Source organism: Mariniblastus fucicola (genome assembly GCF_008087665.1).
GTDB classification, from domain to species: domain Bacteria; phylum Planctomycetota; class Planctomycetia; order Pirellulales; family Pirellulaceae; genus Mariniblastus; species Mariniblastus fucicola.
On the sequence record NZ_CP042912.1, the window covers coordinates 3760067 to 3773516 of the forward strand.

11 protein-coding genes are annotated in these 13450 nt (G+C 54.0%); 7 read left to right on the forward strand and 4 right to left on the reverse strand.

What is annotated here, in order from left to right; genetic code table 11:
- Positions 1 to 14: 14 nt before the first annotated feature.
- The 5 genes from MFFC18_RS13775 to MFFC18_RS13795 all read left to right on the forward strand — a co-directional run bounded on the left by MFFC18_RS13775 (position 15) and on the right by MFFC18_RS13795 (position 7393).
- Positions 15 to 314, forward strand: a complete 300-nt coding sequence (locus tag MFFC18_RS13775) for a putative quinol monooxygenase (RefSeq protein ID WP_075086018.1) — start codon at positions 15 to 17, stop codon at positions 312 to 314.
- Between the two features lie 295 nt (positions 315 to 609).
- Positions 610 to 3327, forward strand: coding sequence for a pyruvate dehydrogenase (acetyl-transferring), homodimeric type (gene aceE / locus MFFC18_RS13780; RefSeq protein WP_075086017.1), 2718 nt, complete (start codon positions 610 to 612; stop codon positions 3325 to 3327).
- Between the two features lie 123 nt (positions 3328 to 3450).
- Positions 3451 to 4821 carry a 2-oxo acid dehydrogenase subunit E2 gene (locus MFFC18_RS13785; protein WP_075086016.1) on the forward strand — a complete coding sequence of 457 codons (1371 nt, stop codon included), beginning with the start codon at positions 3451 to 3453 and terminating at the stop codon, positions 4819 to 4821.
- A gap of 199 nt (positions 4822 to 5020) precedes the next feature.
- On the forward strand, positions 5021 to 6373 hold the full coding sequence (locus MFFC18_RS13790; protein WP_238381329.1) for a glucuronyl esterase domain-containing protein: 1353 nt from the start codon (positions 5021 to 5023) through the stop codon (positions 6371 to 6373).
- Between the two features lie 57 nt (positions 6374 to 6430).
- Complete coding sequence (locus MFFC18_RS13795) at positions 6431 to 7393, forward strand: hypothetical protein (RefSeq protein WP_075086015.1); 963 nt, start codon at positions 6431 to 6433, stop codon at positions 7391 to 7393.
- Positions 7394 to 7460: 67 nt separating this feature from the next.
- Here MFFC18_RS13795 and MFFC18_RS13800 read toward each other — a convergent pair whose 3' ends face one another.
- The 4 genes from MFFC18_RS13800 to MFFC18_RS13815 all read right to left on the reverse strand — a co-directional run bounded on the left by MFFC18_RS13800 (position 7461) and on the right by MFFC18_RS13815 (position 10786).
- Positions 7461 to 7844 carry a hypothetical protein gene (locus tag MFFC18_RS13800; RefSeq protein ID WP_075086014.1) on the reverse strand — a complete coding sequence of 128 codons (384 nt, stop codon included), beginning with the start codon at positions 7842 to 7844 and terminating at the stop codon, positions 7461 to 7463.
- The gene (locus MFFC18_RS13805; RefSeq protein WP_075086013.1) at positions 7844 to 8692 is read right to left on the reverse strand and encodes a sugar phosphate isomerase/epimerase family protein; all 849 of its coding nucleotides are present in this window, start codon (positions 8690 to 8692) and stop codon (positions 7844 to 7846) included. The genes MFFC18_RS13800 and MFFC18_RS13805 overlap by 1 nt, the downstream gene beginning before the upstream one ends.
- 56 nt (positions 8693 to 8748) lie before the next feature.
- On the reverse strand, positions 8749 to 9468 hold the full coding sequence (locus MFFC18_RS13810; protein WP_084417361.1) for a DUF5362 family protein: 720 nt from the start codon (positions 9466 to 9468) through the stop codon (positions 8749 to 8751).
- Positions 9469 to 9535: 67 nt separating this feature from the next.
- Positions 9536 to 10786 (reverse strand): hypothetical protein, encoded by a 1251-nt coding sequence (locus MFFC18_RS13815; protein ID WP_148618872.1) that lies wholly within the window; start codon positions 10784 to 10786, stop codon positions 9536 to 9538.
- 223 nt (positions 10787 to 11009) lie between these two features.
- Between MFFC18_RS13815 and MFFC18_RS13820 the strand changes: the two genes are divergently transcribed.
- Positions 11010 to 12077: a type II secretion system F family protein gene (locus MFFC18_RS13820; RefSeq protein WP_075086011.1), complete on the forward strand. Its 1068-nt coding sequence runs from the start codon at positions 11010 to 11012 to the stop codon at positions 12075 to 12077.
- Between the two features lie 233 nt (positions 12078 to 12310).
- The gene (locus MFFC18_RS13825; RefSeq protein ID WP_075086010.1) at positions 12311 to 13432 is read left to right on the forward strand and encodes a hypothetical protein; all 1122 of its coding nucleotides are present in this window, start codon (positions 12311 to 12313) and stop codon (positions 13430 to 13432) included.
- The last annotated feature ends 18 nt before the right edge of the window (positions 13433 to 13450 follow it).

Sequence of the window (13450 nt, forward strand, 5' to 3'; positions counted from 1 at the left end):
CCCGCAAGCTGCAGATGATTGTTCTCGACGTTAAATTCAATGTGAAAGATGGCTGTTTCGATGACGCGGTTGCGGCCATGAAGACCGTGGCTGCGGAAACGCTCAAAGAAGACGGGTGTGCGGAATACCGGTTTGCGCTACCGGTTAGCGAAGGCGGTCCGATCGTGCTGTTTGAGGAATGGGAATCGCAGGAAAAGCTTGATGCACACTTTGAAACCAGCCATCTGGCGGCCTTTCGGGCGAAGATGGATGAAGTCCTCAACGAGCCACCGACTATACGCCGATACGTGGTCAGTGAAGCAGGCAGCCTATAACCGCGGCTTACCGCAGCCGTTTCACAGCCGCTAAGGCGACTTAACGGCACCAAAACCATCCTTGCAGTCAGATGTTAATTCAGACGGTTTACGAACCGACGAACATAAATAACAATGCTGCTGCGGACGGGACGAGCATAGACATCATTTGCGCTCCCGCTGCGGAATCGCCACGCAAGGATTGCTTCAGGAGATTCGTTCACCTTAGGGCCACGTTATGGCCTCTGGCGGCGTTTTCCTTTCCGTTAGTAGACTGCTCTCGGAACCAACCTTATCAGAATACAGGCCACAATTTATGTCCGACACACTGAAATCAACCGAGTCCATCGAACAGACCGAACCTTACCTGAAACAAACGGTAGACGTCGATCCAGCCGAGACTCAGGAATGGTTGGAGTCTCTCGAATACGTCATTAAAAGCAAAGGTGAGGATCGGGCAAAGTACATCCTCTCGATGCTTGAAGCCAAAGCGCGGCTCGAGGGCGTGGACTTGCCGATGAAGTCCAACACTCCGTACATCAACACGATCGCCACCAAAGATCAGCCTCCTTATCCTGGTAACCGCGAGATCGAGCGACGCATCAAGAACTACGTTCGTTGGAACGCGTTTGCGATGGTGGTCAAAGGCAACAAAAAGAACGATGGCATCGGTGGTCACATTTCAACGTTCGCTTCTTCGGCAACGCTGTACGAAGTCGCCTTCAACCATGTATTCCGCGGCCGAGGCGAAACCGGTTACGACGGAGACCAAATTTACTTCCAGGGTCATGCGTCGCCTGGAATGTACTCACGTGCGTTTATGGAAGGCCGTCTCTCCGAGGACAACCTCGACAACTTCCGATTGGAGCTTCGCGACACTCCGGGGCTGAGCTCTTACCCTCACCCGTGGCTGATGCCAAGTTTCTGGGAGTACCCAACGGTTTCGATGGGACTTGGCCCAATCATGTCGATCTACCAGGCTCGCTTCAATGAGTACCTCAAAGACCGCGGCTTAAAAGACACAACAAACCAGAACGTCTGGGCGTTTCTCGGTGATGGCGAATGCGACGAACCCGAATCACTCGGTGCGATTACACTTGCCGGTCGGGAAAACCTGGACAACCTCAAGTTCGTCATCAACTGTAACCTGCAACGACTTGACGGTCCTGTTCGCGGTAACGGCAAGATCATGCAGGAACTGGAAGCTCTGTTCCGTGGAGCAGGTTGGAACGTCATCAAAGTTGTTTGGGGCGATGATTGGGATCCGCTACTCGAGCAGGACGAACTGGGCCTCTTGGTCAAGCGTATGGGCGAAGTCATCGATGGCCAGTACCAAAAGTACGTTGGCATGGGTGGCAAGTACATCCGCGAGCATTTCTTCGGCAAGTATCCCGAGCTTGAGGAGATGGTGAAAACTTACAGCGACGAGAAGCTTGAGCGCATGCGTCGCGGCGGCCATGATCCCGAAAAAGTCTGGGCGGCGTACAAGGCCGCCATGGATCACAAAGGACAACCGACAGTAATTCTTGCGAAAACAGTCAAGGGTTACGGTTTGGGCGAAGCCGGAGAAGGTCGAAATGTGGCTCACAACCTGAAGAAAGCAAACGAAGCAGAACTGCTTGCGTTTCGCTCACGATTCTCGATTCCGCTTAGCGATGAAGAAGTCGTCAAGGCTCCATTCTATAAGCCAGCTGACAACAGCCCGGAAATGAAGTATCTCCGCGAGCGCCGTGAAGCTCTCGGCGGATCAGTTCCGTCTCGTCCCACCGAGCCTCCGTTGATGGAAGTTCCGACTTGGGAAAGCATTAAAGAGCGAACTTTGAAAGGCTGTGGAGAGAAAATCTCTACGACGATGGGTATCGGACGCTTGATGAGCGATCTTTGCCGTGACAAAAAGATCGGCAAGAACATTGTTCCGATCGTTCCCGATGAATCGCGGACGTTTGGTATCGAAGGTATGTTCCGCCAAGTCGGCATCTACTCTCACGTCGGGCAGCTTTACGATCCGATCGATTCTGAACAGATTTCGTATTACAAAGAAGCCCAGAACGGACAACTGCTTGAAGAAGGCATCTCTGAAGCCGGAGCCATGTCGTCCTTTAACGCAGCAGGCACGGCTTACAGTGCTCACGGAATCAACATGATTCCGATGTTCATCTACTACTCAATGTTTGGTTTCCAACGCGTTGGTGACTTGATTTGGGCAGCCGCAGACATGCGAGCCAAAGGATTTCTCTTTGGCGGAACTGCAGGACGGACGGCGCTTAATGGCGAAGGACTGCAACACCAGGACGGACACAGCTTGCTGAATGCGATCGCGTTCCCAACGGTTCGCGCGTTCGATCCATCATTTCACTTTGAGTCCAATGTCATCATCATGGACGGTTTGAAAAAGCTGTACCAGGAAGGTGAGACGGCAATCTACTATCTGATGTGTGGTACCGACGCGTTCGAAATGCCCGACATGCCGGAAGGTTGCGAAGAAGGCATCATCAAGGGCATGTACAAGTTCCGCAGCATGGAGGCCGCTGATTCGAAGTTCCGCGTTCAGCTGTTCGGTTCCGGAGCGATCATGCAGTGTGTGATGAAGGCTCAGGAAATGTTGGCTGAACAGTTCAACATCAGCAGCGACATCTGGTCCGTGACCAGCTACACGCAACTTCGCCGCGATGCCGAATCTTGCGAGCGTTGGAACATGCTGCATCCGACAGAGACGCCTCGCAAGAGCTACATCGAAACGGCACTCGAAGGTTCGGAAGGTCCATTCATCGCGTCGAGCGATTACGTGAAGGCACTTTCGGAGCAGGTTTCGAAATTCGTTCCGGGTGATTTCCTTGCATTGGGAACCGACGGAATGGGACGCAGCGAAACGCGTGAGACGTTGCGACGCCACTTCGAAGTCGACGCCGAATCGATCATTATCGCGACTCTGTACCAGCTTTCAAAGCAGGGCAAAGTCGAAGCGTCCGCGGTTGCCCAGGCCATCAAGGATCTGGACTACGATGCGGAAAAAGTGAACCCGCTCTACGCATAGAGATTGATGGCATACGCATGAGCCGATGAAGAATGGCACGGCTCCCTACCTGCGATTTGTTGAATTCGCTCTCCGCGAGGAGAGCGATGTTTTAACCTCAAACATTTGCACTCGAAGAAAACTATGGCTGTTGAATTCAAGCTTCCTGGAATTGGCGAAGGCATCGAATCTGGAGATGTCCTGGACGTGCTCGTGTCCGTTGGTGATACGATTGAGAAGGATACCGAGATCTGTGAACTGGAGACGGACAAGGCGACCGTTTTCGTGCCCAGTGATATGGCAGGAACGGTCACTGAGATCCACATCGCTTCCGGCGACACGGTGTCTGTTGGCCAGAAACTGTTGACCGTTGAAGCGGCTGATGGAGGATCTGCTCCGGCTGCAGCAGCACCTGCGGCAACTCCGGAACCTGCGGCTCCTCCAGAACCAGCGCCAACGCCCGCGCCAGAATCGAAACCAGAACCGGCTGCCGCGACTCCTCCGCCGGCGCCTGCTGCCCCTGCGACACCACCGCCGGCTGCTCCGACGCCCGCGCCCGCAGCCTCCGGTTCGAAAGCTTCGGTTCCTGCCGGTCCGGCCATTCGACGATTTGCTCGTGAAGTCGGCGTCGACCTGGCAAACGTTACCGGCTCTGGAGCTCACGGACGAATCCTGCGTGACGATGTGCTTCGCGTGGTGCGCGATGGTACCGCTGCACGACCTGCGGCTTCGTCATCAAGTCCGGCAGTGGGAGCTGCTGGTGTAGGCGGTGCGGCTTCGCTTCCTGGCGACAGTCAGACAGACGCCTACGGTCCGGTTCGCATCGAGAAGATGCCGAAGATTCGCCAGACGATCGCTCGCAAGATGCACGAGTCGTGGACGACGTGCCCTCGCGTAACCAACTTTGATGACGCAGACGTGACGGCTCTCGAAGCCATTCGCCAGAACAGCAAAGCCGACTACAAAGCGATGGGCATTAGCCTGACGACAATGCCGTTCATCATCAAAGCCGTCGCAATGGCGTTGAAACAGCACCCTACGATTAATGCCTCTGTCGACCTCGATGCTGGCCAGATCATCTACAAGGACTACGTCAATGTAGGCATCGCGGTTGATACCGATCGCGGCCTTGTCGTGCCTAACATGCGAAACGCAGACGAACAGTCGATTCCCGCATTGGCCAAGGGATTAAGCGTGATGGCTGAAAACGTCCGCGGCAACAAGTTCGGCATCGACGATCTTCGCGGAGGCACTTTCACTATCAGCAATCTTGGTGCGATCGGTGGCACGTATTCGACTCCGATCATCAACGTTCCAGAAACGGCAATTTTGCTGGTCGGTCGGTCGCGAAAGTTGCCTGTCGTCGTCGAAAATGACGAGGTGGCCGTTCGTTTGATGATGCCGCTAAGCCTGTCCTACGATCATCGCTTGATCGATGGCGGAGCCGCTGCACGTTTCCTGAACGAAGTCATCGGTTACCTTGAAGCGCCAAGCCGACTGTTGCTGGCACTGTAGGGTTTGTTCGGCGTTGTCCGAACTGTTTGATATTTCGAAGAGGTCAAGCTGATGTAAGTTAGCTTGACCTTTTTTCGTTTCAACGGATGGATTCGCTTCGAGGCACGGAACTGCCGCTAAAATCAGTTCGCAGGCTGAGTTGGCGCCAGTAAAATGATTCCGACGTTTACGCAGTAATTAAAACAGCGAAAGCACTCCGATGAAACTTCGTACCCTTCTTTCGTTCACCGTTTTTGGATTGGTCGCCTACATGCTCACCGACCCGTTGACAACCGATGCCCAGGATGCGAACTACGACGAATCGAAGATCCCGGCTTACACGCTTCCTGATCCGTTGACTTTCAACGATGGCTCAACCGTTGCATCGTCAGACGACTGGGAAACGCGTCGAAGCGAGATCGTACAGTTGTTCAAAGATCACGTTTTCGGTGCAATGCCCGCTCGCAGTCCTGAAACGCAGCGCGTCGTGTTCAAAATTTTCAGCGAGTCGAGTATTGCGTTCCGGGTAGACCCAGACGACCTGGAAAGCGAACTCGTTGAAGCGAAACTGAAAGAATTCGACATCGTACTTGGCGTTGACGGCAGCGGGAAAGAACATCGAATCCGCATGCTACTCGTTCTGCCAGGGAACGATACGACGAACACTCCTGTTTTCCTTGGCTACAACTTCCAGGGCAACCACACGGTTCACTCAAGCAAGAAAATTTCGTTGTCGAAAGTATGGAACCGCGACAGAGAATGCGCAACGGCGCTGGAAAGCACGCGCGGATCGAAATCCAGTCGTTGGCCGCTGGGATTGATCGTCTCAAAAGGCTACGGAGTCGCCACGGTGTATTACGGAGATGTCGATCCGGACTTCGACGATGAATTTCAGAACGGCGTCCATCCGCTTTATCCGGAACTTCAAGGCCGCGAGGACAACTGGACGTCGATCGGCGCTTGGGCGTGGGGGCTGTCGCGAATGGTCGACTTTTTCGAATCGATTCCAGATGTCGATGGCTCGCGGGTCGCCGTGTTCGGTCACTCGCGATTGGGCAAAACATCATTGTGGGCCGGCGCAACCGATAACCGGTTTCGAGTCGTGATCTCCAACAACTCAGGTTGCGGCGGAGCAGCACTGGCCAGGCGACAAATTGGCGAAACCGTCAAAAGAATCAACACGGTGTTCCCACACTGGTTTTGTTTGCAGCACAAAAGCTACAACGATTCCGTCCACGAAATGCCAGTCGACCACCACATGCTGCTTGCGGCGATCGCGCCCCGTCCGGTCTACGTTGCGAGTGCTCAGGGTGATCAATGGGCGGATCCCAAAGGAGAATTCCTCGCGGCGTTTCATGCTTCGCCCGTCTATCGAATGCTTGGGCTGAAGGGTTTGGGAATCGCAATTGATACGGACAGCGAAAACGTGGAAAGCGTTCAGGCCCCGAAAATGCCCGTACTTGGGAAGCGAATTGGCGATCGCGTTGGCTACCATATTCGCGAAGGCAAACACGATATAACTCGTTATGACTGGGAGCAGTTCCTGAGTTTCTCAAGTCGTTTCCTGCGGTGAAAACTGCGACGTATACTCCAGAACGAACCCAAACGCAGAACTGTGTATACTTAAGCCATGAAGTCACTCATTCAAATCACGTTCGCAATATCTCTGATTGCTGTTTCGTTGTCGCTCGCTGTCGCGCAAGAAGAATCAGCAGAACCACCGAAGAAGATTCGTAAAGTCCAACGGGTCGCCAAGCCGAGCTTTGAGACGCCGAAAGACGATGTCTACTTCCAGAACATTTTCGAAGACGGGATCGTTGGCGAACGTCCAGAAAGTTCCTCGGCCGCAAACATGGCTGCTTCTGGTGACGCCAATGCAGAGGATAACGCGGCGGCCAACTCAACGGGTTGGTCGATGTTGATTGATGGCACGACGATCGAAGACGAAATCAAATCGCTCAACCAGGCTTTGGCAAAGTCCGTGACTTCTCCGGTCAAATTCAAAACGGCCTATAATGATGTCCGCCAAAGCATGTCGTTGCTCTCGATGTCTTTTGCGATCATTCGAGAATACGACGGCGAAGTTCGCTGGAAAGACCATGCCGCTGCTGCCCAGGCCGCTTTGCAGCAGGCGGCAACCAACGCGCGCAGCAACACAGTCCAGGCATTCAACTATTGCAACGCACGTAAGTTCGATCTGGAAGACCTGGTTCGCGGCGGTTCCTTTGCCGAAATCGAAAAACCGCCTGAAGAACTTCAGTGGAGTGACGTTATCGGGCGCAACGAAACGATGGAGCGACTGGGGACATCGGACGAGTTGCTCAAACAATGGACCGCTGACCAACAGACGTTTTCCAAACAGCGGGACGACATCATTTCGGAAGCTCAGTGGGTCGCGGCGATCGCTGCGGTGATTGCGCAAGAGGGCATGGATGATGCCGACGTCGATGAGTACGTTGCCTATTGCGATGCGATGAAGAAATCTGCTCTCGATACGGTCGCGGCAGCGAAGAGCGACGACTTTGAAGCCGCCAGCAAGTTTGCGAATCTCGTCTCGCAATCCTGCAACAACTGCCATGAAGACTGGCGATAGATCAACCGTTTTTCAGCAATCGAACAATTGGTTCCGAAAACCGTGCTGAGCACTCTGCCTGTCCCGGTCACCGCTTTGGCGAAAACTTCTTGATCCAGTTCGAGATCGCCAACAGTGCTGAGAGTACGACGACCAGCGACCCAACCACGCGGAACAAATTGGGGCGCGCGGCACACAACACGATCAATACCAGCGCGATCACCGGCAGCACGCTTGGAACCTTGGCCAAGATCCCACGCAACTGAGGCAATGCCAGCCAGATCGCAAACAACACAACGCCGATACGCAGCGAACCAGCAAGCAGAACGTTGTTGATGTCCGGCGACGCAACATAAAGCAGCCCAGCCAACAACAGACACGTCATCGACAGGCCACCCACGATCGCTCGCTTGAACTCGAACGACCAATCACCTTCCGCCGCCGGTTTCTCGCTTCCGTTCTTCGACGACATTACGCAGACCAGACTTCTGATCGCAACTGTTCGATCACCGAGACGGCGTAACCGATTTCCGTTTTTTGCCGAGCGGGTTCCTGCGGAATTTCCCGTTCGATCGTTAACGGACCTCCATAGCCAATCGCCTTTAGTGTCTGCATGTATTTCAGGATATCGACGTCGCCATCCCCAAGTCGGACTTCTTCGCCCCATTCTTTTCCGGGATTGGCTGCCCATTTGGCATCTTTAAAATGAACACTTCGAACCCGGTTGCCAAGAAGCTCCAAAGCTTCGATCGGTTCTCCAGCGCCATAGAGAATCATGTTCGCCGGATCGAAATTGACGAACAGGTTGTCACACTTCGTGTCGTCGATGAACTTCACCAGTCCAGCGGCCGTTTCCTGTCCAGTTTCCAAATGCAGGCTCTGGCCGTTGTCCGCCGCGTACTTGCAAAGCTCCTGAGTCACCGCCACGGATTGCCCGTAGAGCTCATCGGTCACGTCGTGCGGCACGAACCCAAGGTGAAGCGCGATCACGCTGCATCCGAGATGTTTGGCAAAGTCCGAGATCGCTTTCATCTCCGCGAGTCTGGATTCGCGTGTCGCAGGAGGAACCAGCCCCACGGTTTCCACGACCGTCGGGATGTCCGCGTAGCTTTCGCCTTCGAAACCACCGAAGACTGCAGTCGCCGTGATGCCATACGAATCGAGGCGAGTTTTGATCTCCGCAGCAGCGGCAGCGTCACGATTTCCAGCGTGCGGCGCGTGAATCTGAATCGTGGGAATGTTCAGTTCTTTTGCGACAGCAAGATCAACACCTAAACCGGCATCGACGCTGGTGAAAACTCCAACGGGCCATTTTTCCATCTCTGATTTACCTGAATTTCAACGGTCACGAATTTGCAATGCCTGGACGCGAACGATCATCCAGCCGCCGCGCCAGCAACCCCAATGATAATCGCAACGATGACAATCAATAAGTAGATGCCGACTAACGCCAACCAGATGATCGCACCGACGCCAAGAATTTTGAAGAAAGTCCCCAATCGCTCGTTCGCCAGACGCAGTTGAGCCATGTCACCGGTTTCAATTCCAATCGTAACGGCCTCCGCGGCGCCTTTGACCAACCAGCCCATCCAAATGAAAACCCAAGCCACGATGATGCCCACGATCGTCAGGCAGTACAAAATTCCGACAATGAACGTCAACCATCCCCAGATCTTCATCATGTTTCTGGCTTCGTACAGCGGGTGCATGATGCTGCCAGAAATCGCGTTCCCCTGTGGCTTACCTATCGGCGACGCGTAAGGCGACGCTGAGTTCGACTGAAACGGCGGAGCAACAGGAGACGCCATCGCCGGCGGATCGGACGATCCAGGCGGAAGGGGAGCCGCCGTCGGAACAGCAGTCGGTGCACCGATAGCCGGAGGAAGACCGACCGGCGTCGCGGTGGCGGGATGTTCCAGAACGTTACCGATATCTTCAAATTCTTCGCCGCCCTCTGAGCCCGATTCGCTGCCTTGCGAAGTTGCGGGCACGACGCATTTTTCGTCACATTTTGGGCAGCGAGCCTTCTTTCCGATGTGTTGCTCAGGTACGCGAAGACTGGCACCACATTTGTGGCAGTTGAATTTGATTGGCATTTTGGAAGTCCTGGAAACGAAGTGGTTTCGCCGAGTATATCAGGACGTCAGTTGACAATCAAAGCAGCTACTCGTCCCTGCGAACGGTGAGGTCGGAGAGAGTGTAATTTTGGATATACCAATTTCGCCACGCCTGTTCGTCGAATCCAAAGTCTGCCTCGAAGAGTCGTCGCAAGGCATCGAGCGATTGCTGGTTGCGGTATTCCTTCACCTGGGTTTGCGGCCCGCCTCCTGTTTGGAAACTGGTTCCGCCAGAACCGAAGGACGTATTCATGCGGCCAGGTGCGAGCGCTCCAGCGATCCTCTCTTCGTGCTGAGTTCTCAAGGAATCCGCCAACGGCAACATGGCAAAGTCGCGACTGTAGTCATCGGTCGATGCAATCTCAGCGATTGCAAACGCGGCGTTTTGAACATGCCAACGATTGGAAAACTTGAGTCCGCCTTTGAGATACAAAATAGCCGTCACGTGATCGACCTCGGATTGCAGCAACGAAATCGCGTGCTCGCGGATATCCTGATTCGGTGCTTCGATCGCAAAGTGAGCCAGTCCTTCGACTGCGTCGCCAGTCTTCACCGTCGCGATGGCATCCAAATGAACACGACAGGCTTCGACATTGTATTGCGCATTGAGCGCACTCTGATAAACCAGATCCAAGGTTGAAGCGTCACAAATATCCGCCAGGACTGCGGGCTGCAAGTTGCCTTTTTCGGCCGCGCTCAACCAACGATTGAATGCCTTTCGTTTTGCACCCAGCTTCGCGTCATAAGCCTCATCTTTCTCGGCAACGACTTTGCTCAAACCGGCCACCCAATCCCGTCGGCGGTCTGGAATGTAACCCTGTCGCGTTTTGAATTCAGCTTGCGCGACCCAGTTCCCGTCGGCCAGCTTCATATAGCCCAGCTTCTTGCGCGCGTTCGCATGTTCGGGGTCCAGTCGAATCACGTTCTCGTAGTGCCAACGAATTTGCTCTTTGAAACGCGTCTTGCCGCGAGTCTGTTTTTCGCACCATTTCGCAAGCTCGATATGATCCGTCGCAACGTCCTTGATCAGCCGCAGTCGGGCCTTGTAGTCCGTGTCCACCTTCTCCCGCATCAAAACAGACTTCACGATGTCGCCTTTGTCCAACTTGTAGACGGTCCCGGTTTCGGTCGTCAACAGGATGAACTCACCGCCTTTTTCAGCCTCGCCTTCTGTGACCTTGCCTTGCAGGATACGCCCGGTTTTCAGGTAAACCCGGTCGTTCGCCCAAGTCCGATCGTTGCATACGGACAGCGCGATCAAAAGGAAAAATCCAGTCGTGGATATCAAACGCAACATGACAATCACCGTTCTTCGCCGATCCGGTCGGTTTGGGTACAATTTGCCTATCGGCATTGTGGCGTCCAAAATGGAAACTGGAGCCAACGCCCATCACAATCCAGTTTATTGACCCGGGCATCGCGGGGCAATCGAATACGGGTCGGCATTCGTTGAAATGTTACGCTTCCCCCACCGACATTTCGTTCATTGACGGTGTTGATCATCGCAGGAAAAAACCAACATGGCCAGAATCAGCTATCGGCAGCTCGCAAAACTTTTCCAGCGGTTGGGCACCAGCTATTCGGCCGGGATCGATCTGCTTTCGATCTATGACAAAGAAACCCGAATCGCCGGTTCGACGTATCGCAGCAAGTCATCCCAGATACGTGACCAGTTGGCAGATGGAGACTCGTTGACCGATGCGATGACCGCGACTGAAGGCTACTTTCCTGACCTAGCATTGGCGGTTGTTCGTGCGGGTGAAAAAAGCGGCCGACTGGAAGACTCATTTTTGCGGCTGTCGACGCACTACGATAACCTTGTCAAATTCCGAACCCGGTTCCTGAACTCAATTGCCTGGCCGGCGTTTGAGCTCGTGGCTTCGATCGGAATCATTGGATTGCTGATCCTGGTGATGCATTGGGTGATGGTTGACATTGGCGGCATCGACCCAATCGACTGGTTCGGCATGGGCAGCACGACGGGCAACTTCTTGCTGTATTGCGTCGTCGTGGCTTCTTTCGCGACCATTGCGTTTCTCCTGGTGTTCGGTTCCATGAAAGGCTGGTACGGAACGCTGCCGATGAGGATCGCGCGACGCGTACCGTTGCTGGGCAAGACGCTGGAACACCTTTCACTGTCCCGGTTCGCGTGGGCGATGTCTGCTTCGGAAAACGCCGGCATGGACGTTTTGGAGATCGGAAAACTTTCGCTCGAAGCCACTGAGAACTATTACTATCAGATGGTGATCCCGGAAGTGCTTTACGATTTGCGTAAGGGTAAGAGCTTTGCGAAAACGTTTCGAGCGACCGATGCGTTTCCCGAAGATTTTGTCACCATGATCGAGAACGGTGAAACAGCGGGAAAGCTGGCGGAGACGATGCATCAAACTTCGTTGGACCTACAGGAGAAAGCGGAAGCCAATTTGCAGATCATCAGCAAGATCGGATTCGTGTTGATGATGGGGTTTGTCGGCATCGTTTTGGCGACTGCGATCATTCTGCTTTACAAAAAACTGGTGATCGACCAGTACCAGAACATCCTCGACGACTTCGGTTTGCTGGTCGGGTCGATGATTGGCTGGATGTAGATCTGGCTGCCAGACTAAACTCGAAAAGGCTGGTGCTTGAAACGGTCGGCTGATTCCTGGCCGGTCACACGTCCGGGAAACGCTGGACACTTGCCTACAATGATGACGGTGCGGTTGATTCTGCCGGTTGAGTCGGCCAATTCCGCAAATTTCAAATCCGGCTGACAGCGTTTTGATATACTTTGGGCCTACATTTCTGGGCTTGGATCTCAAATTTCACCAGAGTCATTCAGATGAAAACATTCGCACTTTGCACCGCTGGCTTCGTGGCAGGCATGGGAATCGCTGCTGCAACGCAGACTCCTGTCCTGGAAACGCTGGGCTATTTGCCGGAGAAGGAAGTGGCCGCTGTTTCGAATGAATCAGGGTTGAACGACGAAGCCGAAATCTCCAAAAATGCTTCCGCGCAGCCATCCGCGATCGCTACTGATTCGCATGTGGAATCACCCGAAGATCGCGACCTCGAAAATGGGAACTTCGGAAGCGATGAGACTTCTGCTGTGGAGTCTGGCTTGGCCGATTCGGAGCCTGCCAAAACTGTCGCCGATGATGAAACGACGAGTGCTGAAAACTCGACTCAGCTGACCGAGAATAAAGCAGAAATTGCAGAGTCGTCCAAGGCTGCTCCGAAGAAGATTCGGAATTCATTCGTAAAGGCCAACGAAGGAGTTTCCGACGGAGAAGAATCTGCGCGACCGATGGCCAAAGTCGTCAACGGTGAACGCAAATCGGCAAGCGAACAAGTGCCTTCGATTGCGAAACCTGCAACCACAAAACCAGAAACGCCTCGCTCGACCGCTTCGTCAGAATCGCCGGCTCCAGAAAGAGTTGTCGTTGCGAAAGCACCGATGGACGAACCTTCGGACGCGAAAGATCGTGCGACTGTGCCTCCTTCCGCAACCGCCGACTCGAGTGCTACAGCCGACGAAGCCAAAACCGCTGCGAAGACGACGGACCGTCCCGAAAGCAACGACACCAAAACCGAACCATCGCTTGACGGGACGTGGCAAGTCACCAAGGCCGTGCACGGCGGACGCAAGATTCCGACAGAGCGACTTGGCGACATGACGATCCAAATCGAAGGCCAGAACATCCTTGTTCAACAGGGCGACAAACAGGAAATTGGCAAGCTGAAATCAGCTGATGCTTCTCCTGTCAGCAAGTCAAAATTTTCCGAAATGGAAATCGAATCGACGCGCGAGAACGTTCCGTCGATCAGAGGTTTCTACTACTTTGAGGGCGACAAACTGACCATGGTCTGGGGATCTCCCGGAGCGGATCGCCCGAACCCGTCAAACGCCAGTGGCCTCGAAAGTGCACGGATTCTCACGTTGTCACCGGTTTCAGAACCGTAGGCACGCAGATCTGGTAAT

Coding starts and splice junctions, on each gene's coding strand:
- MFFC18_RS13775 (WP_075086018.1), top strand. CDS start 15: ATGATTGTTCTCGACGTTAAATTCAATGTGAAAGATGGCTGTTTCGAT.
- aceE (WP_075086017.1), top strand. CDS start 610: ATGTCCGACACACTGAAATCAACCGAGTCCATCGAACAGACCGAACCT.
- MFFC18_RS13785 (WP_075086016.1), top strand. CDS start 3,451: ATGGCTGTTGAATTCAAGCTTCCTGGAATTGGCGAAGGCATCGAATCT.
- MFFC18_RS13790 (WP_238381329.1), top strand. CDS start 5,021: ATGAAACTTCGTACCCTTCTTTCGTTCACCGTTTTTGGATTGGTCGCC.
- MFFC18_RS13795 (WP_075086015.1), top strand. CDS start 6,431: ATGAAGTCACTCATTCAAATCACGTTCGCAATATCTCTGATTGCTGTT.
- MFFC18_RS13800 (WP_075086014.1), bottom strand. CDS start 7,844: ATGTCGTCGAAGAACGGAAGCGAGAAACCGGCGGCGGAAGGTGATTGG.
- MFFC18_RS13805 (WP_075086013.1), bottom strand. CDS start 8,692: ATGGAAAAATGGCCCGTTGGAGTTTTCACCAGCGTCGATGCCGGTTTA.
- MFFC18_RS13810 (WP_084417361.1), bottom strand. CDS start 9,468: ATGCCAATCAAATTCAACTGCCACAAATGTGGTGCCAGTCTTCGCGTA.
- MFFC18_RS13815 (WP_148618872.1), bottom strand. CDS start 10,786: ATGTTGCGTTTGATATCCACGACTGGATTTTTCCTTTTGATCGCGCTG.
- MFFC18_RS13820 (WP_075086011.1), top strand. CDS start 11,010: ATGGCCAGAATCAGCTATCGGCAGCTCGCAAAACTTTTCCAGCGGTTG.
- MFFC18_RS13825 (WP_075086010.1), top strand. CDS start 12,311: ATGAAAACATTCGCACTTTGCACCGCTGGCTTCGTGGCAGGCATGGGA.